Below are 25,699 nucleotides of genomic sequence, written 5' to 3' on the forward strand. Positions count from 1 at the left end.
TGCCCGGCTTTGGTCATTGGTCTTATGGGGGCCGCGCACTTTCTCAGCTTGTTGGTTTTGGTGCGGCCGGTTTTGCCGCTGCGGGCTTTTGCCCGGCCTTTGCTGCACGTTTTGCGCGGCGCTGACGGGCGATCATTTGATCAATGTAGCGTCCCTGGAACAGCGTGATGCCAAGTGACTGACCGAACTTGATGGCGGTTGGGCTGTCGCACCGACACAGGATGACGCGTTCACGCCCGGAATTTTTCACCAGATTGTCCATCTCGCCGTATTTTTTGCGGATGACGTTGTCGGTCATTTCTTCGCGCCATGCGACTTTGATGAAATCGGCCTTAAGCCGTTTGCGATCAACAAAGGACAGCGATTCCACGGTCAGATTATCAATCAGGATCCGATAACCGCGTTCATGAAAATCATCACGCACCTTCAGATATGTTTCCAGATTGGAAAACAGGTCCACCTGATTAAGTTCGATGATCACGTTGCCCGGCCATTTGCGCCGTACGGTTTCATCAAACTTGTCAAAATCCTTGGACGTCAGCGTGCCAAGGTTCAAGTTTAACGAGAATGAGCTGGCGTGTGTCTTGAATGTTCGCTTGCACAGGTAATTGAGCATGCGTTTATCAAGGACTTCGGTCATGTGCTGAAACAGCCAGCGATTTGACGCCAGATCGATCTTTGGCATCAAGGCATTGCGCAAATCGGTGATGGAGACAAAGAATTCATCGAAAACCGGATGGAGTTCCTTGGACCCGCCATGGGCAAATACGCACACGGGTTGCTGACGGATATGTTCCGAAAGGTCGGCGGAATGAATGGTTTCTTCAAGCTGGGCAAGGTTTTCTGCATCAATCGGCTGCAGGGTTTCATCCTTGTCGCGCTGCTGGGCTGCGCGCATGTTGAGGTTTTGCTGCAGTTTTTTGGCGCGTTCATCAAGATGCTGACACAGCAGCAGGAATTCCTGAAACTCGGTATTCAGGTTGTACCAGGTGCAAAAGCCGGTTTCTTCGCTGTCGTCCTGTGACAGTGGATCATCGCGGAACAGATAACGCAGTGTATCGACCGCCGGTTCAACATCGGCGATTGATTTGTCTTTCCACACGAAAATAAGATCGTTGTTGGTCAGGACAAAAATACGCCCGACATAGAGTTTTACATAGCTTTCAAAGGTATTGGTCGCAACGCGGATGTGATAGTCACGGCGATGAAACGGTTTCATCCGCGACATATGGATATGTACCGCGCGATGCCCGTATTTTCGGGTTTCCAGCCGTTGCACATAATCAAGCAACAGGTATTCCTGTAACGCCTGCTGACCATATTGCTGCGGTTCAATCACGAGCGACCCCTGAAAGAGAAACTAATAGTTTTATATCGTTATGGGCTCATTCCATACAATGGCGAGCAACGCCGGAGCAAATCATATTCTTCTGAAGTTCAGGTTAACGCCCCGGTCTGCCTGTCTCTTTTATATGAAGTATCTATTGCCTAGGGCAAGTCGGAGCCGAATGACAGTTACGGTTTTTTCTTTAACGAATTCTTGGCAAGCAGAGTGCAAAATCAATGTGATATGGGGTAATCGATACTAATTTTTTGCCAATTGTCGGGTGGGAATGCAGTATGGTTTTACGAATTGTCTTTAGATTATAGGGGATTGGCGCCATGCAGGTATCCGCAAAGCGGACCGCAAACTGGCTGAAAATCAGCAAGGGGCTTGCTGTAATCGGCATGGTTTCATGGGTGTCGGCCTGTGCGCCGCTGCTAGATCAGGACTTCTGGGACGAAGCAACATCGTTTGCAGATGAAAATTATACTGCACTTGGTCTGCAGCAACTTGCCAGTGGCGACTATGCCTCGGCCGAGAAGTTGTTTGACGAGGCATTGCGCAAAAATCCGCAAGACGGTCACGCGATGCTGTGGCGGTCGGTTCTTTATCAAAATACCAATCGACCGGACCGCGCGAAGGATGGCTATGACACATTGGTCGCCATGAACCCGCCCGGCACCGTTTTAATGAGTACGGCAAGCGGTACTCAGCCGCGCCCATTGCGCGATGCGGCCGAATTCAACCTGATGCGTTTGCAGCGCGGATTGCCCGGATCGCTTAGCATTAATGATCAAATTGTCACCGGGCCGTCGGGGTTGTCCAATGTGAACAGTGGCATGGATACACCGGCTGGCATGGGTAATGGCATGCCACAGGCAAAATCGGGCATGACCGCGACACGGACGGCGAACATCCCGGCAGGTGCTGCACTTTCGGCGGGCGATGAAGCCATTGCAAAACGGTTCGGGATTTTGCGCGATCTGCAATCAACCGGCCTGATCACACCCGAAGAATATTCCGCACGGCGCTCCGCAAACCTTGGCGCCTTGTTGCCAATGAGCCAACAGGTGCCGTCAGCCTTTCTTGATAGCCCGCCACCAGACGGGTCGCAGGTCGAACAACGGTTGAACCAGCTGAACCGCGCCTTGCAAATCGGTGCGATCACGGTTCAGGAACATGTTGCAGAACGCACCGCCATTCTGGATGCCTTGTTGCCCGCCCAACCACGCCAGCGTGCAACACCCGCACCCGCACCACAAGGCTTGATGGATGCGGCCCGCCAGATTGCCCGGATCGAAGACCTGTCGCAGATGAAGCTTGTGACCGCCGATGAGTTCAAACGGGAACGCGACGCCATCGAGGCTGCGATTATCGAGCCAGCTCAGGCAAATGTTATGCGCGTGAACTCCGGTGAGCCGGTACGCCGTGTCGCCACGGGCGAAAGCCGCGCGGTTCAGCCCGGCGATGCTGACGCAATGGCCCCAGACACCGCACCGATGGCAAGTGGCGGGCGTTCCGCCCATCTTGCATCGTACCGCAATGAACAGCAGGCCGAGCGAGGGTGGCAAGTTCTTAAGGGGCGTTATGGTGAACTGGCATCCTTGCAGCATGGTGTGACACGCGCCGAAATTTCCGGCAAAGGCACATATTATCGCCTGATGGCGACGGGGCTTAGTGACAGTGCTGCAAAATCGTTGTGTGCTGACCTTAAACGTCGCGGTCAGTTCTGCGAAGTTAAGTAACGCTGTCACAGCAGGGTTTTGGGATATACGGCCTTAAGCCTAAGATACTCAATATAACGCCGGTGGGTTGATCCTTCGTGATCTTGTAGCCCGCCGACGTTATTGTTTGTGCAAGACTATCAGCAAGTTGTCCCCAAAACGGTGCAAAGTGATGATTTTTATCTTTAGCGATTTTGGCATTAACGGACCCTATAGCGGCACCATGCGGTCGGTCGTGATGCGTATGGCACCCAAAGTACCAATGTGCGATTTGATGGTGGATGCGCCTGATCGTAATCCCAAGGCAGCGAGTTATCTTCTGGCAGCCCTTTGTTGCGAATTCAAACCCGGTGATGTGGTGCTGGCGGTGGTTGATCCCGGCGTTGGCAGTGCGCGAAAAGGGGTGGTTGTGCAAAGTGATGGGGTGTCATTTGTCGGGCCGGACAATGGGCTGTTTGAAATCATCATGCGTCGCGGCAAAGACGTTTCCATGCGCACGATTGACTGGATGCCAGATGACCCGTCGGCCAGTTTCCATGGCCGTGATATTTTTGCGCCAGTCGCGGCGATGATTGCGACCAATACGTCGTTTGAAACACACCCAATGGCGGCCAAAGATCGAAATATTACGGCGCAAGGCTGGCCTGATGAGCTGGCGGAAGTGATCTATGTCGATGCATATGGCAACCTGATGACCGGACTACTGGCGCAAAAAATGTCAGATCAACTGGTGCTCAACAATCAGGTTGTCTCGGGGGCGCGCACATTTTCAGACGTGAACTTGGGAGAAGGATTTCACTATCGCAACTCAATCGGTCTGTGTGAAATCGCGGTTAATTGCGGCCGTGCCGATCAGCAGTTTGATGCTGTGATCGGAACGGCGGTTGCAAAACATCGCCTTGATGACAACAATCTGTGATTGGTTTGTCTGGGAAAAGTGATATCTTTCAAGGGTATTTCATCATTGGTTCGCATCATGCGAACAGAAGTCAGCCGGGGTCCGTTGAATGACGATTGAGGTCAAATTTTGGGGGGTGCGTGGAAGCATTGCGTGCCCGTCACCGGACCATGTTGTATATGGCGGCAACACCAGTTGCCTTGAAATGCGGATTGGCAATCAGGTTCTGATATTTGATGCCGGAACCGGCATTCGCAACCTTGGCAAGGACATGATCCGTCGCAAGATCACCCACGCTACAATCTATTTGACCCATACCCACTGGGATCACATCAACGGTTTTCCGTTCTTTGTACCGGCCTATAACCCGGATGCGTCGTTTAAGGTGATGGCAGGGCATTTAACCAATCAGGGTGGGGTGGAACGGGTGTTTTCAGCCCAGATGGCAGACCCGACATTTCCTGTGCCCTTGTCGACCATGCGATCCAAACTGACGTTTGAGGATTTCAATGTTGGTGATCAATTGCATCCGGGCGAAGGCATTGTTGTGAAAACGGCACCCTTGCGCCACCCGAATGGGGCGACGGCTTACCGCGTTGAATATGATGGTAATTCGGTGTGCTATGTCACCGATACCGAACATGATCCCGATACACCCGATCAGGCCATTCTGGACTTTATTCAAAATGCCGATCTGGTGATTTACGACAGCACATATACCGACGAAGAATTCCCCGCCAAGGTCGGTTGGGGGCATTCCACATGGCAGGAAGGTATTCGGTTGTGCCGGGCGGCCAATGCCAAACGATTGGCCCTGTTCCATCATGACCCGGACCATAATGATGCTGCCATGACCGTGATCGAACAAAAAGCCAGATCAACCTGGGCGGATTCCTTTGCCGCGCGTGATGAAATGGTTCTTAGGATCGAATAGGCGAATTTTCCCGGTTTTCTGACACGGTAACGTATCGTGATGTGGTGATTGCCGTGATGAAACGTCAGGTCACTCTTTGGTGCATTTGGTGTTTAGAAAACGCGGGAATATTTCGGGAAGATGCGAATTTCAATGCGGCGATTTGCCTCGCGGTTTTCCTCGATCGGGTTGCCGAAATCGTCGCGGTTGGGTAGCTTTGGCTTGGTGTCGCCATAGGAAATCGCGCGCATGCGTTTCTGATTGGGATCAACTCCAAGTGCATGCAAAAATCGCACAACGGCAATGGCCCGACCTGCGGCCAGTTCCCAATTTGACGGGAATCGCGCCGTGTTGATGGGGCTGTCGTCGGTATGGCCGGTGACTTCAATCTGAAAACCCAAATAGCGCGGCTGCTTTAACAGGTCGCCTGTGTCTTTGAGGAACACGACCGCATCACGGGTCAGGTTGGCCGATCCAGGCTGGAAGAACGCGCCACTGCCAAGCTCCATCAGGATGCCTTCATCGTCGGTGGACACCTTGACATCACTGTCCATCGCCATATTGAAAACGACGTCTTTCAGATCGGTTTCAAGCACCTCGGTCGGGCGGATAACCTCACGCTTGCCGATTTGTTCGGCAATCCCGGCCTGCACTTTTTCAAAGATCGGGATTTCGACTTTGGAAAAGCTGACCAGCATGACGAAAAAGGCCATCAAAAGGGTAATGGCGTCGGCATAGGTTACTAGCCAATCCTCCTTGATCTCTTCTTCCTCGGTGCGCTGCATGCCTGGTTTGCGGCGTGCCATGGCGATATTCCCTATTTCGCAGATTTATCGATGTTGAAGTGGATCGCAGGATCAAGGAATGAGTTCATTTTGTCCTGAATGGCGCGTGGGCCTTTGCGATCCGCCAGCATGATCAGACCTTCGGCAATCAGGTAATTGCGAAACCGCATGATTTCTTCGCGCTGCTGAATTTTACTGGCAGCGGGCATAAAGAAAAACCGGGCCGCAACAATGCCATAGAGCGTTGTGATCAAGGCAATTGCCAAACCAGCCCCCAGCGACGTCGGATCATCGGCCATTTTATCAAGCATTATGACAAGACCCACCAGTGTGCCGATCATGCCAAAAGCCGGTGCTGCTGCTGCCATGCTTTTAAGGATAGAGACCGGGACCAGATTACGGCTAAACGCATTTTCAATTGCGTTATGGAGCATATCGGCGGTTTCATCGCCGTCGTAGCCGGTAATGACCACTTCCATTGCCCAGCCAAGAAAAGGTTCGTCCTTGCCAACGCGCTCGGCTTCTTGCTCAAGCGCGTTGATGCCCTTTTTTTGCAGAAGATATCCCCATTTGACAACACGGCCGACTTCGCCGGTCAGTTGCCCACGGCCCATCTGAGGGGCGCGAAAAATCTTAAAAATCAGTTTTAAGGCAAGCAGTACATAGCGTGCTTCATAGGCAATAAATGTCGCGGCGAGTGTGCCGCCGATAACCATCAATGCGCTCGAAAGGCTAACAAATACAAGGTAGTTATCGGTCGAAATAAAAATCGATCCGATAAACAGCCCAAGCCCGACCATGATGCCCAAAATTGTCGTAAACGACATGGTTGCTCTCATTCCCCCAGAAAGTACGCATCGGAATTCCCCAACCGATGACTTCAGTCTTTATAAACAGTCTAAATCTTTTGCGCTAGCATCGCTGTTTCAATGGATGCCATTCGGTAAAACTTGGGGCGAGATATTGCCTGATTTGAAGGATCAGGTGTCTAAGGGGAGCAGGGGTTCTCAGGGTATTGAGTAAGCTGTTCGGTGATCGTCCCTCCCTTTAAGGTGTTTGATCAGGTATCGCGTGACGTTTAGATCAGTGGAGGCGTCCCATCTGCTCGCAAATCGATCCCTTTATTTTTGCCCGCCGATGGGAAAATACAAGGTTTCTTTGGCTTCAGGTTATCTAATCAAGGTTTGTGAATGCTCTATGACGCCCGAATGTCGCTAAGGAACTTGTCGACCTCGGTGCGCAGATCAACCGACAGTCCACCAAGTTCGTCGGCAACGGCCAAGACAAGATGGGCAGCCTGATCGGTTTCCGATACGGTGCCACTAACACGTTCGATGTTGGAGCTGACCTCCTGTGTGCCGATGGCCGCCTGTTCTACATTTTGTGCAATTTCGTCGGTTGCTTCGGACTGTTGCTGAACCGCATCCGAAATGGTGTTGGTCATATCGGTAATCCGCGTGATCACACTGGCGATATCGCTGATAGAGGTCACCGTTTTACCAGTTTCTTCCTGAATGGCAGCGATCTGGGCGGAGATGTCATCGGTCGCCCGCGCGGTTTGATTGGCAAGGTTTTTGACCTCAGCGGCGACAACTGCGAACCCCTTGCCAGCTTCGCCAGCACGCGCGGCCTCAATGGTCGCATTCAGGGCAAGAAGGTTCGTCTGACCGGCAATGTCACTGATCAACTCGACAATTTCACCAATGCGGTTGGCCGCATCCGACAGCCCCGCAACTGTGGCAGATGATTGTTCGGCTTCGCGCGATGCTTCCTGCGCAACGCGGCTGGATTGCTGAGCCTGTTGACCTATTTCGGAAATTGATGCGGATAAATGATCGGCAGCGTTCGATACAGTGCGCACATTAACGGTGGCTTCTTCGGACGCGGCGGCGACGGTTGTTGCACTTTTGCTGGCGAGGTCGGCGGCCTGCACCAAACCACGCGCCGTTGTTTGCATTTCACCTGCTGAATGCGATACCGCATCGATGATTTTGGCGATCAGACTATCAAAATTCTCAATATGGTGTTCGAGCTTGCCCATGCGTTCTTCGCGGCGTTGGAATGCGGCGTGTTGTTCGGCCTCCATCTGCTTTTTGGCAATGGCGTTGGTGCGAAACACATCAACCGATTGCGCCATGCGCCCGATTTCATCGCGGCGGGCCAGGGCATTGATTTCAAAGTCTGTATTGCCATTGGCAAGGGCGGTCATATCGGTGCCAAGGTTGGACAATGGGCCGGTGACGATACGTGACAGCAAAACGCGCATGCCGATGATGGTGGCAATCGCAATCGCGATTCCGCCGATCAAGATGCCGATCAGGATGCGGTTAGTTTTGGCCTGTTCCGGGGCCACAGACAGGCTGGACGACAGGACTGCGATCACATCGCCTTTTTGCGCGTCCATCGCACCATGGCAGCTAAAACAAACTTCGCGGTCCGCCCCCTTGGTCACACCCAGAACAATCGGCATGGATTTGCGATAGGTCCCATCATCGGTATAGCGACCGATGGTTTTACCGGTTTGGATGGCCTCGATATCAATGGCGTCCCGTGGGGCTTTGATCGGCTTGTCACCATATTCCTGCATATAGGCGACCGTTGTTGGCCCCCATGCGGACCAAAGTTCGCCGGGGTAATCTTGGTTGCGGCTGTCAAACCAGTTGTTGAAAACGTTAATACCAATATCATCAACATCATCGGGGCGGGCCGCCATAACATTGACGATCAGGGCATGAAGCGATGTCAGTTCATTCTGGCTAAGTTGATCAAGCTTGGCATCCATGGCGCGTTCTTCGACGATGGTCATCATCAAAAGCGCGATGACCACAGTTGTTGTCACACCGAACGCAGACGCCCACATAAAACGTTTGCGGATGCCCATGGCATTGAAGGCAGACAGAATGCGCATATTTCTTCCCCGGGTGGCGGTAACGGACAACCCATGCGGATGCCCCGCGCGGATTTCCTGTGGTTCATGGTTGGACCGAACATCGTCTGAACGCGGGCTGCGTGCTTTGATGTGCGTCAAGACAAGTTAAAGTCGTTGGGACGAGACAGGGTAATCGGCGCATTGATCAGGAAAGGCCGGGCTGGGGCTTGTCAGCTTTACGATCAACAGGCATAACCACGCCAAGAGATACATTCGAAAGACAGGACTGTTTGATGACGCTTTCATATAGCGATACGCGCAAAAAACTCGATCAAATCACCGCTGAAATGGTGGGTTTGATCCGGAAATACGATCTTGATGCTGCCAGTCCGTTTGACGTGATTGCCGTGGCGCGCGCCAAGATTTCAGATGAGCGCGATTACATCCGGTTCCTTGAGCTGTCCCTTGAAGGCCGGATTTACGGCGAATATGGCGAGGCGTTGCAAAAGCAGATTGATCAGGAAGCCAAGCAGGCAGAGGCCGCCAAAAAGTTGAACTGAAAGCCAAACCTGTCAGGCATGCGTGAGCGCGGCTGAAACCAAACATATCGCGAGAGTTTGAAGCGCCTGTTTTCCGTTTGAGAAGACAGGCGTTTTTGGTTTCGCAACGGTTGATAAATGACGGAAATATTATAGTCGGCATTGCCCGAAAAGCTGCGGCTTTTGCGATTAAGGCGGGGTGTCACAAAATATTCCCGATGTTGTCACCGTCCTGACGTTGAGAGACCGCCAAACACCGATTATATCGCTGCTCTAAGGACGCGGCATCAACGCCCCGTCATTGTTTCGCGAAATATCTCGTGAAACGGCACGAGCAACAGGATGGCTGACATGAAAAAGAGTTATGTCCAAACTCTGATGGAAGTCGAAAAAGTATTCGGTCAGATCAATGACCATGACTATCGCCTTTACCGCGCGGTATGGGGCAATCGGCAAGCCGCCGAAACCGGCCTTTCGCGTGGTATACGGGCTGAAATCAGCAAGAAACTTGCCAATGATTTTGTCACGCGACCCAACGCATCTGTACCGCGCACGGCAATTGCCCACGCAGCCTGATCACGTGGCAAACATAAACGACCGGATTCAGTAGCGGGCAGGGTGATCGACCTTGCCAAGGCAATCGGTTTGAGGCATCAAGTGATGCTTATGCAGGGTAAGCTGCGACAATGTTCGTCGTTTATCTCAAAAAGCGTTTTATGCCTGATTGCTAAGCGGAGTTTCCCATGTCGATTAAGTCGTTGATCCGTACCATTCCCGATTATCCGAAAAAGGGAATTATGTTCCGCGATATCACGACGCTGTTTTCCGATGCGGACGGATTGCGTGATGTGATCGACGGTTTCGCCGCCGAATATCAGGATAAAAACATCGACGTGATTGCCGGGATCGAAGCCCGTGGCTTTGTCATTGGTCCGGCAGTTGCCGTTGCGCTTGGCATCGGGTTTGTCACGGTGCGTAAAAAGGGCAAGCTGCCCGCTGAAACCATCAGTGTCGAATATGATCTGGAATATGGTTCGGATGTGATTGAAATCCATAAGGATTCCATCAAGCCCGGCCAGCGCGTTTTGATCATGGATGATCTGATTGCCACCGGTGGGACGGCTCTGGGTGCGATTGATCTGGTTGAAAAGGCCGGTGGTGATGTTGCCGGTTGCGCCTTTATCATTGATTTGCCCGATCTTGGCGGCGCGCAGAAAATCCGCGACCGTGGTGTCGATGAATTCCATCTGGTTGAATTCGAAGGCGATTAAAACAGGCCTCATTAGGCCGTTTTGTCGATTTTTCTGCCGTTTCTCACCGTTTTCGGGTATAATGTTACAGTTGAATAAAGTTTAATGCGTTGCCGGTTGCCGGCAGGGATTGGAAAATGGTTGTTGCTGTAAATACACCGCAGGCCGTTACGCAAGTCAGTCAGTACGGGCGACTGATGGCTGCTGGCGCGCGCGGTGTGGCAACAGTTGACCGCAACAGTCAGGTCGAAGAATCTTCTCAGCATTTCGGATATAACCCCGACGATGACGGCATTTTGTTCAATGCCTATGTCGATGGCAAAAACAAACGCCAATCGGGGCAGGGGCATTCTAGCGAGCAAAAAGACCAACGCACAGAACAACGCGGCATGTCGGCCGCACGCCGTTCCAGTGACAAGGACGGCGCGATTGAACCGCAGGGCGACATTGATTTCGCAAGCCTGCTTGATCCCAGCATTCCGTTCGATCTGTCGTCAAACAGCGGCACGTCTTTTTACGCCGTGGTGAATGCGGTGGTACATGGTGCGGGCTATCGCGGGACGCATCTTGATACGTCTGTCTGATCGCTGTTTGGCAAAACAATCATCATTCAAAATTTCGAAAAATGGGCTGGTGGGTGCTTGTTGGTGTCTGCCATAGGCCGTATGATTGCCCATCGTTAATTCTTAGTCAGACCATCGGACGCAGCATGAAGAACAAGCCGGTTCTCAATACGGTTTTCGAAGCAGCATTCAGGCTTATCGATCATGCGCTGAATGATAACGAATATCTGCAGCCGCAAAAGCTGCACCGGCTTTTGTATCTGGCGCAAGCCTATTACGGGGCGAATTACCACGGCAACATGCTGATGCCCGCCATCTTTGTCGCCGAGGAGTTCGGTCCGGTTGAACCAAACCTTTATGCCGTGATGGAAGAATGCCGCCCCGATGTGCGGCTTAAACCGGTTGATCCGAAAACATCGCATTTCATCGAAAGCATCTGGGCACAATTTGGCCACCACACGGTCGAACATCTCAGCATGACGGTCTGTAACCATCCGCCCTATACCAAGGCCTACAAGGCGGGTACAGGGACCATCATCCCCTATCAGGAACTGGTCGATTTCTATGCGTCGGTTCGCAAATCTGCAACCACACCAGAAGCCAAGGAAGTCGTGCGCCCGCGTGTCATGCAGTCGCACAAGGGCAAGCCGGTCGCGACAACGGACTGGTTGCCGCGCCGTCTGAAATAGTCGGTGAGATGGTCCTAAAACCTACGGGACGAGGGGAACTCGATCTTGTGCGTTACTGACCCATTTTAAGGTCATCGCACGGATTTCCGCGCACAATATCATTGGTAAACCACATGAAATCAATCGCATCAGACGGCCCAAACCGTAGTGCGTAATCTTCAATGTTGCTGGGATCGTCACTTGGGTCATCGGCCTCGATAAGGCTGACAACTGCGATATCCTGATCGGTCAGGTTCGTATCAAACCGGCGTAGATGCCATGGGGCGGCGATGCCACGGCGGACATGCATTGCACCGGCAATCAGATAGGCGCCATCTGTGGTGTCACTGTTCGCTGCATCATACATCGCACGCGCAAGCGATGCATCGCGGGCAAATTGCACGGTTGAAAAGGCAGGAAGCATTGATTTTGGCAACGTGTCGCAATGTCCCTCGGCGATTTCCTGATCAAGCAGAACCTGAATGTCTGCGGGAATATCAGGAAGCGAAAGATCCTTTGCCAAATTATCTGGCAGGGCCGAAACACCATCGGCAATCATTGGTCGCAAAATATCATCCGGCAGGTTGCCCGCCACCATTGCCAGATCATTGTTGCGTGCGGCTTGCGCAATCGGGGCGTAATCCTGCCAGGATGGCCAGCCGCGATCTTCCCACGTCATGGCCAGACCGAGATCCGCCACAGTCAAATCGTGCCAGTTTTGGTCAAGGGAAGCCTGCTGATCACGGGTGAACATTTCCCAAACGACCGCACGATGGCGATTGCCCGATTTGCTCAGCGCATCAATCAGTTCAGCCTGATGGTGATGGTGGATCGGGTTGTCATGCTTTTCCCCGATCAGGACATATTTGGCGTCGCCAATGCGCCGGACCAGTTCGCCGAGCATGATATATTCCCCGGCCCGAACATCAAAAATCAAACCCGGTGCCGGGGGAAGCGGGCTGACATCGGTAACCGCTATGTTAGCGCTAACATCGTTTGTTTTGGCCGGATCATTCGCAAGGGCTTCATCGGCTTTTACCGTCGGACTAAGCAAAATTGCGGTGGTTACAATTCCAGTGACAACGCCCAATCGGCGTGCGGCAATTGGGCCGCATAAGGATATCAATTTGTATGCTGGTGTTGTCAGTCGCAATGGCGTCACAGGCAGATCCCCGATGATGGAACAATAAGGCTTATTTGCTTAAGGTCAGAGCTGTTTCGATGTCGTTAACAAGGTCATCGCCGTTTTCGATGCCAACCGACAGCCGCAACAGATCATCAGGTACCGGACTGGTTGGGCCTTCGACAGATGCGCGGTGTTCAATCAGGCTTTCAACCCCGCCAAGCGATGTGGCGCGTTTGAACAGTTTGCACTGGTTGTGGAAATCAACAGCCCGTTTGCCGCCGCCCTTTACCCGGATTGACAACATGCCGCCAAAGCCACCAGTCATCTGCTTTTTCGCGATGTCATGGCCGATGTGGCTTTCAAGGCCGGGATACTGGATCTGTTCGATTTCCGGATGGTTTTCAAAATGTTTGGCAATCGCCATGGCATTGGCCGAGGCCCGTTCGACCCGGATCGAAAGGGTGCGCATGCCGCGCAGCAACAACCACGTTTCAAATACGCCCAGAACCGCACCACCTGATGCGTGTTGCTTACACACACGTTGCCAGAATTCGCTGTCCTTGGCGGTGGTCAGGCTTCCGGCCAAAACGTCGCTATGACCGTTCAGATATTTGGTCGCCGAATGCATGACGATATCCGCGCCAAAATCAATCGGGCGGGTCAAAAGCGGGGTGGCCACCGTGTTATCAACCACGACCTGCGCGCCAGCCGCATGGGCAACCTCGGCAACGGCGGCGATATCGGTGATCTGCCAGTCTGGATTTGCCGGGGTTTCAAGCCAGACCATTTTGGTTTTGCCAGCGACAATGTGCCTGGCCCAATCGGCGGTGTCGCCGTTATCGACAAAATCAAATGTCAGTCCAGTACGCACACCACTGTCGAGCATAAAGCTGCGCAGTGCCCAATACATGACCTTGGGGGCAACAACATGATCACCGGGATTAAGTGCGTGCAATACTGCAACGGCGGCTGCCATGCCCGATGCAAACAGGCGGGTTTCAGTGCCACCTTCAAGTGCGTTTAAAACCGCACTTGTCTGATCATATGTTGGGTTGTCGGCACGGGTATAGCACCGCCCGTCATGGTAACTCAGGTCCGTATTCCGTTCGAAGGTGGTCGACGGATACAGCGGTGGGGTGACAGATTTAGTGGCGTCATCTACCCAGCCCAGCGCCTGTGCTGTGATGGTGGCAGGAGACTGTTTTTTTGTCTGATCAGACATGGTGGCACCTGATTTTGTTGAGATTTGTTGGCGCGCAACATAACTTGGTTCGCGCCACACACCAAACCGAAAACCATCTGAAACCCGATTAAAAGGCCCCACATGACGCAGTACCCTGAAATTGACTTACCCAAAGAATGTGACGTCGTTGTGATCGGCGGCGGTATTCATGGCGCATCAAGTGCCTATTACCTGACTAAGGCGGGTATGAAGGTTGTTCTTCTGGAAAAGGACACGATTGCATCGCACCAGTCCGGGCGGGCATGGGGGTTTGTCCGCCAACAAGGGCGTGATCCGGTTGAAATGCCATTGATGATGGCCTGTAACCGCATCTGGCAGGGGCTGGAAAAGGAATTGAATGCCGATCTGGAATGGCGGCAGGGCGGGGTTCTTTTTGTTGCGCGTGATGGTTCTGAAATGGCCGAGTACGAACAATGGATCGAAGACACCAAGGGATTTGGTGTTGAGACACAGGTTCTTGATGCCAAAGGGATCGCGAAAATCACGCCGGGCATCACAACACCGGGGGTGGGTGGGATTTATACCCCGTCCGATGGACAGGCCGAGCCGAAAAAAGCCGCACCCGCCATTGCCAAACGGGCATCTGAACTGGGGGCCGTCATCGCCGAGGGATGCGGCGCCCTTTCGATTGAAACCCAAGGTGGTGCCATCAGTTCGGTTGTGTCTGAACGTGGCGAGATCAAATGCAAATACGTGATCTGTGCCGCCGGGGCCGCCACCCATAAATTCGTTGCCAAACTGGGCCGTCGTTTGCCCCAGCAAACTACGCGCGGGACAGTTATTCGCACCACCCCGGTACCCGATATTTCGGCTGCTGGAACCTTGGCGGCGGGCCTTGCATTCCGTCAACGCACCGACGGGTCGATGAATATCGCCGATGAATTCATGACCGATATTGATCTGACTTTGGGCCGGTTTAAATTCGCGCGCGATTTTGCGCCGGGACTGTTTGATAATTGGGCGACGTTCAAGTTTCACCTCAATAAACGGTTCTTTGACGATCTGGTTGATCGCATGCCGGGATCGGACGCCTCGAAACAACCAACCATCGGACGGCGCACCAATCAGGCCGAGCCTTATAAAGTGCGGGTCAGCAATGCAATGGCCAACCTGCAAAAGGTTTTCCCGCAGATCAAACAGGTCGGCATCGTCGACACATGGGCCGGTGATATTGATGTTACTCCCGACGCCGTGCCGGTGATTGATCAGTTCGACAATCCCAAGCATTTCTTTGTCGCAACCGGCTTCTCCGGCCATGGATTTGCCATGGGGCCGGTGGTGGGTAAGGTACTGGCAGACTGGATCACCACCGGACAACCATCGATCACACTGGCCGGGATGGAACTTTCACGGTTTGAAGACGGATCGGTTCGGCGGCCACGCTCGCGGGTTTGATAATTGAGCTTTGGAATAAGACAACCTGCAAGCTGATCAATTATGTCCGCCCAGGATACTTCGGCTAAGGCCGGCATCGCCTTTGGGTGTTGCCGGTCTTTTCACAGACGGTTGCTGCTTTCGTCATTCAGGTGCAGGTCGCTCCGTGGTCCTGCCCGATGAAGCATGAATGAGGCAGGCAATGGCACTTGATCCCGATCTTCAAAACAGTATTCAGGCTGCATTGCAAAATGTTGACGATGTCAGCAAAACCATTCTGGCGCGTCGGGACTTAAGTGACGTAAAGCCAGGCGATGATGTGGTGACGACCGCTATGGTCCTGGAAAAGGAACTGAATGCGGTCCTTGTGGCAAAGAGCATGACGTCACCGATGGCGGGTAGCATTGAAAAATCCATCGCTGCGATTTCGCCGGGACTGGGACAGCTTCATATCAGTGAAGCGAAAATGAGTGCCAAGACAGGACAGCTCAATACATCGAAAAAAGTCTCAACAGAGGTCAGTACGGCATTCTCTGTTCTGTTGAAGAAAACCCTGACAAGCCTGAATACGGTGGATGCACTTATCAAGCTCCAGTCTCCATCTCCATCTCCATCTCCATCCAAAAGTGCTGCTGGGGACTATCGCAAGGCAATCATGGCGGAGCTTGGAACGCTTAAGCAGTCGCAGACGAAAGTCACCCTAAAGCCGCTTACGAGGGCAGGTTAATGGCAAAAGTTTTGATCATCGGGGCTGGTGTTGCCGGATTAAGTGCAGGTATCCAATTAAAGGAAACAGGGCATGATGTGACAATCTATGAAGCAGCCCCGATCCTTGGAGGGCGGACATATAGTACAATGGTTGGCGGTAATGCCTTTGATTGGGGTGCAGAGGCGATTGAGGCAACAACCGATGCTGCCGCGTGGCTCTTTGCCCACGTCGATCCTGATATAGACCAACAGCCGGTCGATGCGGACTTCAATGTCGGAACTTTTATTTTGCCATTTGACGAGAATGATGCGGTTACGCCATTGCCTGATGATGCAGTAGAACCAACAGCACAAACCACAACAGTTGAAAACAATATTGATGCCGTCAGTAATAATTTCAACGGTACGCAAAACGACGATTATTTTGGGAATGTGGACATGCGATTGGGGCAAGTTACGCCTGATGACGTAACGTTCCGTCAGCAACAATTTGCTAATTGGCAGGTCATTTCCGATGCGGTTGAGGTCAACCCGCCATGGGGATCTATTCATAACCACGTCCGATCAGTGCAGGAAAATGCCAATGCCGAAGGCGGTGATTATGCGATTGATCAGACACTTGGATACCGGGTTGTGAAATGGGCGACGGCCGCAGGGATTGCGCAGAATGTTGTCTTAAACGTTAAGGTCAATAGGATCGAAAATACCGACGACAACAAGGTAAAGGTCGAAGCCCTCAACAAAGACCCAGAACTTTATGACGCGGTGCTTGTCACGGTTCCAACTGACAGGGTGAAGTCCGGCGCAGAACAGACAGGGCAAAACGACCTTGTTATTGCCGATTTATCTCTTCAGAACGTAGCCCCATTCCGCGCCAATCCGCTTGGCTGTTACCTTAAAATGGCAATGACCGGCTTGGCCAATGTTGCGCATCCGGCACCGGGCAAGAAAGTCACGGTTACGTTTGAAACTGGGTATAGCAATTTTATCATCACCCAGAATGGGACGGGCACACAGGTCTATATGCACGCATTTGGCGATACTGCGCGCGTGATGTCAGCCAATCATCAACTTGCCGCAAACGTTTTGCTTGGTGCGGTTAATCGACTGAACAATGGCGACGACGATCACTATAATCCACCTGACGCGGTCACAGCCTATGTCCTTGACTGGTGCGATGATGCTCTTATCGGTGGGGCCTATTCGACGACACACCCCGGAATATGGCAAAGCCGCCAAGCGTTGCAGGACTTCATCCATGGGCGGATTTACTACGCAGGTGAGGCAGCATCAACGCGTTGGTACGGGCAAGTTGCCGGTGCGATGGAAACTGGTAACTTGGTGGCAACCCGTATCCACACCGCACTTGGCTGATAAAACTGATTAAAGGCTTTTGGACAGACGCAGGATAATCGCGCCGCCCAGCGTCATCATGGTGGAGGAAACTTTCACAAGATTGAGTTTCTCGCCCATGAAAAACACGCCGATAAAAAGGGCAAAGACAATCCCGGTTTCGCGTAAGGCGACCACCAGCGGGATTGGTGCTTGCGTAAAGGCCCACATCACCGTGGCATAGGCGACAAAGGATGCCGTGCCGCCAACAAAGAAGATCCTTTTGCCGCGCTTGGCGATATCAACAATGATGCGCGGCCGCATAACCGTGGCGATTAGGCCAAAGATCAAAACGTCACCGACGGTCTGATAAGCATAATAGTCAAGTGCACTTCCGGCCAGCCTTGCCCCTGTGCCATCGACCAGCGAATAACTGCTGATAAAGCAGCCCGTTACAATGGCGGCAAGGGCGGCATTGCGGTTGCGCATGCCATCAGCCTGACGCACGATGCACATACTTAAAATCCCCAAGCCGATGACAACAATCGCCAGCCATTCACTGACCTGAAGCGTCACACCGAGCACAAGAACCGATACCGCAGCCACGATCAGGGGTGAGGAGCCGCGCGCAATCGGATACACCTGACTAAGATCACCAAGGCGATAAGCCAAAATCAAAAACAGCTGATAGCCGATATGAAGCCCGATCGAGCCAATAAGATAGGGCCAGCTTTCGCGTGCGGGAACGTCCACAAAGGGAAACAGGATCAGAACAATTGGAATATGACCCAGCACAATCGCGGTCATGTTCATCAGTTTGTCCGGGCCACCCTTGACCAATGCATTCCAGACGGCATGCATCAGGGCAGCACCCATAACGGCAAGAAAGACGGTCAAGCTCATGGCAAAGCAACCAGTGTTACGGTTTTGTGACGTATCACTGATGCTTAGCACGGGGACGGAATAACCACTAAACCGATCTGATGGGGGCTGCTATGCCGGGGACGCTGTGGGCTCGACCTTTTGCGATGTTGTCTGTGGGGCGGCGGATTTACCGTCAAAGAACCGGGTTGCACCAATCGGCGGGGCAATAAAGTCACCATGTCCAATGCCCGCATCTGTGCAGGCAGACGCCAGTCGCACGGGCGGTTCATCAACCGGTTCGGCGGTCAAGACAAACGTGCCCCAATGAATGGCAAGTGCTTGCTTAACGCCCATCACTTGCATGATCGAAACGGCTTCTTCGGGGTTGCAGTGCGCATTGCGCATGAAGTCACGCGGGTCATAGGCCCCAATCGGGATCAGGCCAAAGTCAATACCGCCATATTGTGCCCCCAACTCGGTAAAAAGCGCCTCGTTCCAGCCGGTGTCGCCGACGAAATAAAACCGGTAGCCATCGGCAAATTCAAGAATGTAACCACCCCACAGCATTTCCTTGCGGTCCTTGGTCGTGCGGCTCGACCAATGGTTGGACGGAACATGGGTGACCGTCACGCCGGAGTGGGAAAGTTGCTGATCCCAATCAAGTTCATCATAGCGATCAGACGTAACTCCGGCCTTTTCCAGCAAGATGCCGTTTTTAAGCGGCAGGACATAGCGCGGTGTGTTGCCAAGTTTGGCCAAACTATCAAGATCGAAGTGGTCGTAATGATTGTGTGACAGCAACACCAGATCAAGCTTGGGTAACTGATCGATCGTCAGGCCCGGCTGGCTATAGCGTTTTGGTCCGACACGCTTGAACGGGGATGCGCGGTTGGAAAAAACCGGATCGGTCAGGATATTCAATCCGTCATATTGCACCAGAACCGTGGCATGGCCGATCCATGTCACCTGCAAACGCGTCGGATCAGGATTTTGGATGGCGTCATGATCAGGGGCCTCGACCGGGGTTTTGCCGTGCTGATGTTTGGCTTTGGGCCATTCGTCATCACCAAAATAACGCCGTTTCAAAAACCGCCAGAACGACCGTTTTACCGGATCGGGCAGCGCATGGCGGTTTTCAAATCCGGTTTCGGTGTGGTGCGCAGGCTTGGTTTTGCTTTGCACTTGGCTGTCCTGACAATGAGTTGATACGGCTTGCTGTAGATCTCGCACTTTATGGGGTGACCATAAGGTAACCGTCTGATGATGCGATGCAAGGTTTCAACGGTTGGTGTCGCCCATGGGAAAACAAAGAAAGGCCGGAACGGTCCAGTTGTTCCGGCCTTTCGGGGTGCCTCCGCATTCACCGGGACAAGCAATGCGAAAGCAGGGGGGGCTGTTTGGTTAGGCGATAATCACTCAATAACAGTGGCATAGGTTTCAAGGGCCGGGGCATCGGTAATCAGGCCCTGTTTGACCATGTAATCGGCAAAGCAGGCATAGCGCGCTTTATCAAGGGCGGCCGGGCGCAGCGCAAAGCGCGGTAGTGTATCGGCCCATGCCTTGATATTCAGCTCATCATCAAGGTTGGGATAGGCGGCAACAAAGGCATCCCAACTGTCATCGGGATGGTTGATCAGGTACTGAACGCCTTCTTCCAGGGCCGCCAGCATCCGGGCAAAGCGCGGGTCATCGGTTTTGTCATTGCGCACGGTCAGGATCAGCTCGTCATAGGGCGGCACACCTTCTTCTTCGACAAAGAATGCCTTGCCCGGCTTGCCTTCAATTTCCATCTGGTTCAGTTCAAAATTGCGATAGCCGCCAATGATCGCATCGACCTGCCCGGAATACAGCGACGGGGATAGCGAGAAGTTCACATTGATCAACTCAACATCATCCATCGAAACCCCGTGATTGCCCAGCATGGTGCCGAGCAACGCATCCTCAAACCCGGCCAGCGAATAGCCGATTTTCTTGCCCTTAAGATCGGCGATTTCCTTGATCGGGCCGTCTTTGAGGACAATCAGGCTGTTAAGCGGGGTCGCGACCAGCGTCCCGATCCGGGTTAGCGGCAATCCTTGGGCGGCCTGCACATGAAGCTGTGGCTGATAATTAACGGCAACATCGCCCTGACCGGCCGCAACAAGGCGCGGCGGGGCGGATGGATCACTTGGCTCGATCAATTCAACATCAAGATCATGCTTGGCAAAGAAGCCCTTTTCCTTGGCAACAATTAGTGGCGCATGGTCGGGATTGACGAACCAGTCAAGAAGGATGGTCAGTTTGTCCGCCGCAAAGGCCGGGCTGGATGAACCCAGAACGGCGGCACTTAATGTTGCGCCAATGGTGGCAGCTTTGATCATGGATTTCAGGCGTGACATGGATGAACCTCTGTTGTGATGGGCCATTACGTATTTGTATGAGTTTTGCTGTCGCGGCCATTTTCAGTCACGACGGATGGGGTTTATCGAACCGGCGTCAGGCTGTCGGGTTGCCAGGGCAGGGCGGCACGCAACACGCGATCCACAATGAAATATTGCGTGATCGAAAAGGCGCACAGGATCAAAAGACAGGCAAAAACCATATCAATCTGAACCCGCGCATTGGCGTGCAGCATTAAATATCCCAGTCCGTGACTTGATCCGACCCATTCGCCAATCACCGCCCCAATCGGGGCTACGGCGGTGGCAACGCGAAAGCCCGATGCAAATGCGGGCAGGGCGGCCGGCAAACGAATATGGGTCAAAAGCCGCCACCGGCTGGCGCCCATGGTGCGCGCCAGATCAAGCCAGCCGGGTTCGGTGCGGGCCAAGCCATCAAAGAAGGCGACGGTGACCGGGAAGAAAATAATAAGCGCAGCCATGGCGATCTTGGATGCCAAGCCAAATCCTAGCCAAAGGACCAAAAGCGGAGCCAAGGCAAAAAACGGAATGGCTTGGGACACCAGCAAGATCGGCATCAACCAGAACCGGACGGGGGTAAACAGCGCCATCGGAATGGCCGCCAGCGCGCCAAGGGTCGCCCCGGCAAACAGGCCAATCACGGTTTCGGCGATGGTATATCGCGCGTGATCAAACAACACCGCATAGCGGGTGATCAGGGTGTGCCAGACATCAACCGGGGTCGGCAGCATATATTTTGGCGCCCCGGTCAGGGTCACGGTCAACTGCCATGTCGCAATCAGCGCAACAATGATGATGATCGGGCGGGCAATTTTCAAAAGACGCCGTTCAGACAGTGGGGTGCGCTTTACCGGGGTGCTCATTGGGCATTCTCCGGCACTGCTGCTGCGGTTTCATTGGTGCCCAGTTGGCGCAGCAATTGGGCCTGTTGGCGCAAGATATCGGCATCGGTGATGTCGCGCGGGCTATGACCAGCCGGGGTGATGGCATCTTGCAGGCGGGCCGGGCTTCCGCGCAAAACATGGACAAAGTCGCCAAGGCGAAGCGCTTCTAGCGGATCATGGGTGACCAGAAGGACGGTTTTGCCGCGCAATACCCGTGCGGCGAGTTCTTGCAATCGTAACCGGTTGACCGGATCAAGGGCGGAAAACGGCTCGTCCATCAAAACAACCGGACGGTCTTCCATCAGGGTGCGGGCAAGGGCGGCGCGTTGTTTCATGCCGCCCGATAACTCGGCGGGCCGCAGATGGGCGGCGTTGCTCAGCCCGACCTCGGCAATCAGGCGGTCGGCCTTGTCATGATCAGGGCGTTGCCCGCGAAGGGATGCACCAAGTTCAACATTTTCGCGCACCGTCCGCCATGGCAACAGCAAGTCCTGCTGCGCCATATAGGCAATGCGCCCCTTAAGTGGAACGCCGTCCGAACAGGTGATGTTACCGCTAACATCGCCTTCGACCAGATCGGCGAGAAAGCGCAAAAGTGTGCTTTTGCCCACACCACTTGGCCCAAGCAAGCAGGTGAAACTGCCTGCAGGCAAACCAAGATCAAGGTCATGGAAAATATCAACGCCGCCAAATGCCACGCGGGCAGAACGCAGGTCAATATCGAACTGGGTTGGATTGGGTGCCGAATGTGGCGGTATGTCTGTGTCGGTCATACGATCCTTCCTACGCCGGTCTTAACCGGTTCAGGTTCAAAGGGTCGTTTGGCAACACCAAACCTCTCAGCCGATTTACGATCGGCCCCCCCGGAGATGACGGGACTATGCGCAGACATTTTACCCGCGTCAAGTTTTGTAACAATTGATCGCAATGGGCCCTAGCATGTCACGGCGTGAAATTTTGGTTTTCCCCCTGTGTTTGGGGTGTTGATGCATTGGTCTGATGATTTGAAAAGGTGAGCTGGGTCCCAGCCTGTGGTTGTTATTTCAGACGGGTTGTCTATTTTTGTTTGGGTGTGGTTGGAAAGGCGCGTGGAACAGAAAAATGCAGCATCAGGGATTTACCCTTCAGCCCGGCATTGCCGATAAACATCGCGAGGCGGCCTGTGCCCTGTTCTGGGAAGCGTTCCGTCAAAAGCTTGCCCATGTGATGAACCCCGAAGACAAGGCATTGGCGTTTTTAAAACAGGTGATGGCGTCGAGCCATGCCATCAGTGCGATTGGTGAGGATGGCGGGTTACTGGGCGTCGCCGGATTTAAAACCACGGCAGGCGCCTTCGTCGGGGGTGGTTTGTCCGATATCTGTTCGGTGTATGGTGCGTGGGGTGGATTGTGGCGCGGGCTGTTGCTTGATCTGCTTGAACGCGATCTGGCGGCGAATACGCTTTTGATGGATGGTATTTTTGTCGATCCGATTGCACGTGGGCAGGGGGTTGGAACGGCACTTTTGGCCGCGGTGGCCGACACGGCGCGGGAACGCGGGCTATCACAGGTTCGTCTTGATGTGATTGATATCAATCCGCGTGCACGTGCGCTTTATGAACGATGCGGTTTTCGCGCAACCGGGACACAGGATATCGGGCTGTTGCGGTATCTGTTTGGTTTCAGGGCAGCAACCACCATGCATCGGGATGTCAAATAGCGGACGTTTGATTAAACAGTCCTTGTGCAGAGCGATATGTGCAGGCAATGCTAGGGGCTTCTGACACTGCCTGGCTGACTGAACCCACCGTGACGCTTCCTGAAAACTTACCTGATTACCGCACACCGGATACATCGCCGCGCATGATTGCCGCCGAGATTTATCGTGGATCGAGTTATGGCCCAAAACATCCATTGGCGATCCCGCGGGTGTCGTTGGTTGTTGACATGGTGCATGCGCTGGGCTGGGTCGACGGCAGCAGCTATGTCACCGGGCCGGTGGCAACAGCCGAACAACTCACCCGGTTTCATGATCCTGATTATGTGCGTGCGGTGATGCAGGCCGAACGCGATCAGATTCTTCCCGAAGACATGATGGTTAAATTCGGATTGGGCAAAAACGGCAATCCTATTTACCCGGAAATTTTCCGGCGTCCGGCGACTGCGGCCGGATCATCGATCCTTGCCGCCAAAATGATCGCGAAAGGGGGCATTGTCCATCATCCTGCCGGGGGGACACATCATGGATTGCGCGACCGGGCATCGGGGTTTTGTTACTTCAATGATCCGGTTCTGGGGATTTATGCTTTGCTCGATTCGGGGTTGGATCGTGTGTTGTATGTCGATATTGATGCCCATCATGGCGACGGAGTGCAGATCGCCTTTGCCGAAGATGACCGGGTTCTCACGGTTTCCATGCATCAGGAAGACCTGTGGCCCAAAACCGGGGCGATTGATGACATCGCCGGGGGCATGGCGCGTAACCTTCCGATGCCTGCTGGGATGAACGATGATGAGATGCGCTATGTCCTGTATGAATATTTGATTCCTCTTGCATTAAGTTTTGCACCACAAGCCATTGTTTTACAATGTGGGTGTGATACATTAGCAGAAGATCCTCTGTCAAAGCAGCTGTTGGGCAATCAGTCGATCTGGGAAGTCGTTGGCACGATGACCAAATTGGCGCCACGGAGCCTTGTCCTTGGCGGCGGAGGATATAGTCCGTATGGGGTGGCGCGCTGTTGGTCCGGGGTGTGGGCGACCATTAACGGGATCGAAATACCCGCTGTGCTACCCATCACAGTGGAAAATATCCTGCGTGTCATAAAATGGACGCATAGCCGTGGAAGACAGCCCGACGACACGATGTTTACGACACTTTGCGATCCGTGGCGGGGTGGCACGATCCGGGAGGACACCCGTGAGCGTGTTAGAAGACTAAGAGGGTATGGGGTATGAAGTCGCTTTTTCAAATGGTCTTGGTTGTGTGCTTTGTCAGTGCAGCAGTTGTTGCCGGACTGAATGCAAAGGCAACCGGATTTGAACGATCCCGCATTTTGGTGGATGGCGAAGTTTTCAATGTGGAAATGGCCATCACACCCGATGAGCGATCGCGTGGATTGATGTATCGTACCGAAATGGCCGATAACGCAGGCATGTTGTTTGATTTTGGCCGGGCGGCGGATATTTCGATGTGGATGAAAAATACATTCATCTCGCTCGATATGCTGTTCATTGATGCCAAGGGCACGATTGTCGGTATTGAAAAACGCACCGTGCCACAGTCGGAAGCCATCATTCTGGGCCCAAAGCCGGTGCGCTTTGTGCTGGAGCTGAATGGTGGGGCATCCGACCGGATGGGATTTGAAGTCGGCGAGAAGGTCGAAGGCCTGCCGCGCTAAAGACCGGATTTCGGACGACATATATCAATCAGCAATAGCAAGCCCGCAGAGGATATCTGCGGGCTTTGGTTTTTTGTACGTTTTTACGATAAAAACGATAATACGGGCTTGCCCACATCAAAGTGTGGTGCTAAACCCTCCCTCGTTCGGGGAGTAGCGCAGCCTGGTAGCGTACCTGCTTTGGGAGCAGGGGGTCGCGAGTTCGAATCTCGCCTTCCCGACCACTTTTCCCCTTTTGTTGTTTTATGAAGTTCCAATGGGATTTCCAATTGGCAGCAAAAGGTGTAAAAGATGGGGTGATAGCAGGGGGTACAGAAACCCGTTTAACTGCCATCTCCATCTTATCCTGACGGTCAAGACGAGGGTCCCGATGAAGGTCCGTGTTTACAAACCTGCCAAGAACGCCATGCAGTCCGGTCAGGCTGCGACCAAGCACTGGGTTATGGAATTTGAACCGGGTGCGAAAAAAGTCGCGGATCAGCTGATGGGATGGATCGGTTCTACCGATACCCGCGGTCAGGTCAAAATGTATTTCGAAACGCTTGAAGAAGCGCAGGCTTTCGCCGCCAAGCACAAGCTGATCGCTGATGTCGAACAGCCCAAGCGCCGTAAAATCCAGATCAAAGCCTATGCCGATAACTTCGCGTTTAAACGCGTCGTCTGATTGCGGGCGGGCTTCTGGATAACGGACCGTCAAAGACCATTCACCGGGGCGGATTTCCGCCCCGTTTCGTCTGACAGGGGACGTTAAACCCTGAAATGAATGACGGGCAGGCGCCCAATGCCATGCCCTCAAATACCATCCGGGGCAACAACCACCCCACACCGCGGTCCCTTAGCTCAACTGGATAGAGCAA

The 25,699-nt window shown here is 53.4% G+C and carries 26 protein-coding genes, 1 tRNA gene and 1 riboswitch; of the genes, 16 read left to right on the forward strand and 11 right to left on the reverse strand.

What is annotated here, in order from left to right:
• Positions 1-43: 43 nt before the first annotated feature.
• Positions 44-1,339 carry an EAL domain-containing protein gene (locus COO92_RS19460; protein ID WP_101304625.1) on the reverse strand — a complete coding sequence of 432 codons (1,296 nt, stop codon included), beginning with the start codon at positions 1,337-1,339 and terminating at the stop codon, positions 44-46.
• Positions 1,340-1,662: 323 nt separating this feature from the next.
• Here COO92_RS19460 and COO92_RS19465 point away from each other — a divergent pair, with 323 nt between their 5' ends.
• From COO92_RS19465 to COO92_RS19475, 3 genes are all read left to right on the forward strand, one after another.
• Entirely contained in the window at positions 1,663-3,069 is a 1,407-nt protein-coding gene (locus COO92_RS19465; RefSeq protein WP_101304626.1) for an SPOR domain-containing protein, read from the forward strand.
• Positions 3,070-3,220: 151 nt separating this feature from the next.
• The gene (locus tag COO92_RS19470) at positions 3,221-3,967 is read left to right on the forward strand and encodes an SAM hydrolase/SAM-dependent halogenase family protein (RefSeq protein ID WP_101304627.1); all 747 of its coding nucleotides are present in this window, start codon (positions 3,221-3,223) and stop codon (positions 3,965-3,967) included.
• A gap of 88 nt (positions 3,968-4,055) precedes the next feature.
• On the forward strand, positions 4,056-4,880 hold the full coding sequence (locus COO92_RS19475; protein ID WP_101304628.1) for an MBL fold metallo-hydrolase: 825 nt from the start codon (positions 4,056-4,058) through the stop codon (positions 4,878-4,880).
• A gap of 92 nt (positions 4,881-4,972) precedes the next feature.
• Here the strand turns inward: COO92_RS19475 and COO92_RS19480 are convergent, their stop codons facing one another.
• The 3 genes from COO92_RS19480 to COO92_RS19490 all read right to left on the reverse strand — a co-directional run bounded on the left by COO92_RS19480 (position 4,973) and on the right by COO92_RS19490 (position 8,552).
• Positions 4,973-5,665, reverse strand: a complete 693-nt coding sequence (locus COO92_RS19480; protein WP_101304629.1) for an OmpA/MotB family protein — start codon at positions 5,663-5,665, stop codon at positions 4,973-4,975.
• A gap of 11 nt (positions 5,666-5,676) precedes the next feature.
• Positions 5,677-6,471, reverse strand: a complete 795-nt coding sequence (locus COO92_RS19485) for a motility protein A (protein WP_101304630.1) — start codon at positions 6,469-6,471, stop codon at positions 5,677-5,679.
• A gap of 368 nt (positions 6,472-6,839) precedes the next feature.
• Positions 6,840-8,552 carry a methyl-accepting chemotaxis protein gene (locus COO92_RS19490; protein WP_101304631.1) on the reverse strand — a complete coding sequence of 571 codons (1,713 nt, stop codon included), beginning with the start codon at positions 8,550-8,552 and terminating at the stop codon, positions 6,840-6,842.
• A 254-nt stretch (positions 8,553-8,806) separates the two neighbouring features.
• Between COO92_RS19490 and COO92_RS19495 the strand changes: the two genes are divergently transcribed.
• From COO92_RS19495 to COO92_RS19515, 5 genes are all read left to right on the forward strand, one after another.
• Positions 8,807-9,073 carry a hypothetical protein gene (locus COO92_RS19495; RefSeq protein ID WP_022730525.1) on the forward strand — a complete coding sequence of 89 codons (267 nt, stop codon included), beginning with the start codon at positions 8,807-8,809 and terminating at the stop codon, positions 9,071-9,073.
• 330 nt (positions 9,074-9,403) lie between these two features.
• On the forward strand, positions 9,404-9,628 hold the full coding sequence (locus tag COO92_RS19500; protein WP_022730526.1) for a hypothetical protein: 225 nt from the start codon (positions 9,404-9,406) through the stop codon (positions 9,626-9,628).
• Between the two features lie 167 nt (positions 9,629-9,795).
• On the forward strand, positions 9,796-10,323 hold the full coding sequence (locus COO92_RS19505) for an adenine phosphoribosyltransferase (protein ID WP_022730527.1): 528 nt from the start codon (positions 9,796-9,798) through the stop codon (positions 10,321-10,323).
• A gap of 116 nt (positions 10,324-10,439) precedes the next feature.
• Positions 10,440-10,886, forward strand: coding sequence for a hypothetical protein (locus tag COO92_RS19510; RefSeq protein WP_101304632.1), 447 nt, complete (start codon positions 10,440-10,442; stop codon positions 10,884-10,886).
• 125 nt (positions 10,887-11,011) lie between these two features.
• Positions 11,012-11,554 (forward strand): Panacea domain-containing protein, encoded by a 543-nt coding sequence (locus COO92_RS19515; protein WP_101304633.1) that lies wholly within the window; start codon positions 11,012-11,014, stop codon positions 11,552-11,554.
• 52 nt (positions 11,555-11,606) lie between these two features.
• Here COO92_RS19515 and COO92_RS19520 read toward each other — a convergent pair whose 3' ends face one another.
• Entirely contained in the window at positions 11,607-12,695 is a 1,089-nt protein-coding gene (locus COO92_RS19520) for a ChaN family lipoprotein (RefSeq protein ID WP_240626528.1), read from the reverse strand.
• A 31-nt stretch (positions 12,696-12,726) separates the two neighbouring features.
• The gene (locus COO92_RS19525; protein ID WP_165792408.1) at positions 12,727-13,881 is read right to left on the reverse strand and encodes a trans-sulfuration enzyme family protein; all 1,155 of its coding nucleotides are present in this window, start codon (positions 13,879-13,881) and stop codon (positions 12,727-12,729) included.
• 102 nt (positions 13,882-13,983) lie between these two features.
• Here COO92_RS19525 and COO92_RS19530 point away from each other — a divergent pair, with 102 nt between their 5' ends.
• From COO92_RS19530 to COO92_RS19540, 3 genes are all read left to right on the forward strand, one after another.
• Positions 13,984-15,297, forward strand: a complete 1,314-nt coding sequence (locus COO92_RS19530) for an NAD(P)/FAD-dependent oxidoreductase (RefSeq protein WP_101304634.1) — start codon at positions 13,984-13,986, stop codon at positions 15,295-15,297.
• Between the two features lie 181 nt (positions 15,298-15,478).
• Positions 15,479-16,003: a hypothetical protein gene (locus COO92_RS19535; RefSeq protein WP_101304635.1), complete on the forward strand. Its 525-nt coding sequence runs from the start codon at positions 15,479-15,481 to the stop codon at positions 16,001-16,003.
• Positions 16,003-17,358, forward strand: a complete 1,356-nt coding sequence (locus COO92_RS19540; protein WP_101304636.1) for a flavin monoamine oxidase family protein — start codon at positions 16,003-16,005, stop codon at positions 17,356-17,358. The genes COO92_RS19535 and COO92_RS19540 overlap by 1 nt, the downstream gene beginning before the upstream one ends.
• 9 nt (positions 17,359-17,367) lie before the next feature.
• Here the strand turns inward: COO92_RS19540 and COO92_RS19545 are convergent, their stop codons facing one another.
• From COO92_RS19545 to COO92_RS19565, 5 genes are all read right to left on the reverse strand, one after another.
• Positions 17,368-18,219, reverse strand: a complete 852-nt coding sequence (locus COO92_RS19545) for an EamA family transporter (protein WP_101304637.1) — start codon at positions 18,217-18,219, stop codon at positions 17,368-17,370.
• 90 nt (positions 18,220-18,309) lie between these two features.
• Positions 18,310-19,362, reverse strand: a complete 1,053-nt coding sequence (locus COO92_RS19550; RefSeq protein WP_101304638.1) for an MBL fold metallo-hydrolase — start codon at positions 19,360-19,362, stop codon at positions 18,310-18,312.
• A gap of 230 nt (positions 19,363-19,592) precedes the next feature.
• The gene (locus tag COO92_RS19555) at positions 19,593-20,558 is read right to left on the reverse strand and encodes an ABC transporter substrate-binding protein (RefSeq protein ID WP_101304639.1); all 966 of its coding nucleotides are present in this window, start codon (positions 20,556-20,558) and stop codon (positions 19,593-19,595) included.
• An 83-nt stretch (positions 20,559-20,641) separates the two neighbouring features.
• Positions 20,642-21,442, reverse strand: a complete 801-nt coding sequence (locus tag COO92_RS19560; protein ID WP_101304640.1) for an ABC transporter permease — start codon at positions 21,440-21,442, stop codon at positions 20,642-20,644.
• A complete protein-coding gene (locus tag COO92_RS19565; protein WP_101304641.1) occupies positions 21,439-22,236 on the reverse strand; it encodes an ABC transporter ATP-binding protein in 798 nt (265 codons plus the stop codon). Before COO92_RS19565 ends, COO92_RS19560 begins: the two co-directional genes overlap by 4 nt.
• Positions 22,227-22,338, reverse strand: a riboswitch (TPP riboswitch). (Overlaps the previous gene by 10 nt.)
• Positions 22,339-22,564: 226 nt before the next feature.
• On the opposite strand from COO92_RS19565, the gene COO92_RS19570 reads away from it, so the two are divergent.
• The 5 genes from COO92_RS19570 to COO92_RS19590 all read left to right on the forward strand — a co-directional run bounded on the left by COO92_RS19570 (position 22,565) and on the right by COO92_RS19590 (position 25,506).
• On the forward strand, positions 22,565-23,161 hold the full coding sequence (locus tag COO92_RS19570) for a GNAT family N-acetyltransferase (RefSeq protein WP_101304642.1): 597 nt from the start codon (positions 22,565-22,567) through the stop codon (positions 23,159-23,161).
• Between the two features lie 89 nt (positions 23,162-23,250).
• Complete coding sequence (locus COO92_RS19575) at positions 23,251-24,399, forward strand: acetoin utilization protein AcuC (protein WP_338063626.1); 1,149 nt, start codon at positions 23,251-23,253, stop codon at positions 24,397-24,399.
• Positions 24,396-24,842 carry a DUF192 domain-containing protein gene (locus tag COO92_RS19580; protein WP_101304643.1) on the forward strand — a complete coding sequence of 149 codons (447 nt, stop codon included), beginning with the start codon at positions 24,396-24,398 and terminating at the stop codon, positions 24,840-24,842. Before COO92_RS19575 ends, COO92_RS19580 begins: the two co-directional genes overlap by 4 nt.
• A gap of 147 nt (positions 24,843-24,989) precedes the next feature.
• Positions 24,990-25,066: transfer RNA gene (locus COO92_RS19585), tRNA-Pro, on the forward strand.
• A gap of 146 nt (positions 25,067-25,212) precedes the next feature.
• Complete coding sequence (locus tag COO92_RS19590) at positions 25,213-25,506, forward strand: ETC complex I subunit (protein WP_101304644.1); 294 nt, start codon at positions 25,213-25,215, stop codon at positions 25,504-25,506.
• Positions 25,507-25,699: the final 193 nt, after the last annotated feature.

This window comes from Thalassospira lohafexi, from assembly GCF_002844275.1.
Lineage (GTDB): Bacteria > Pseudomonadota > Alphaproteobacteria > Rhodospirillales > Thalassospiraceae > Thalassospira > Thalassospira lohafexi.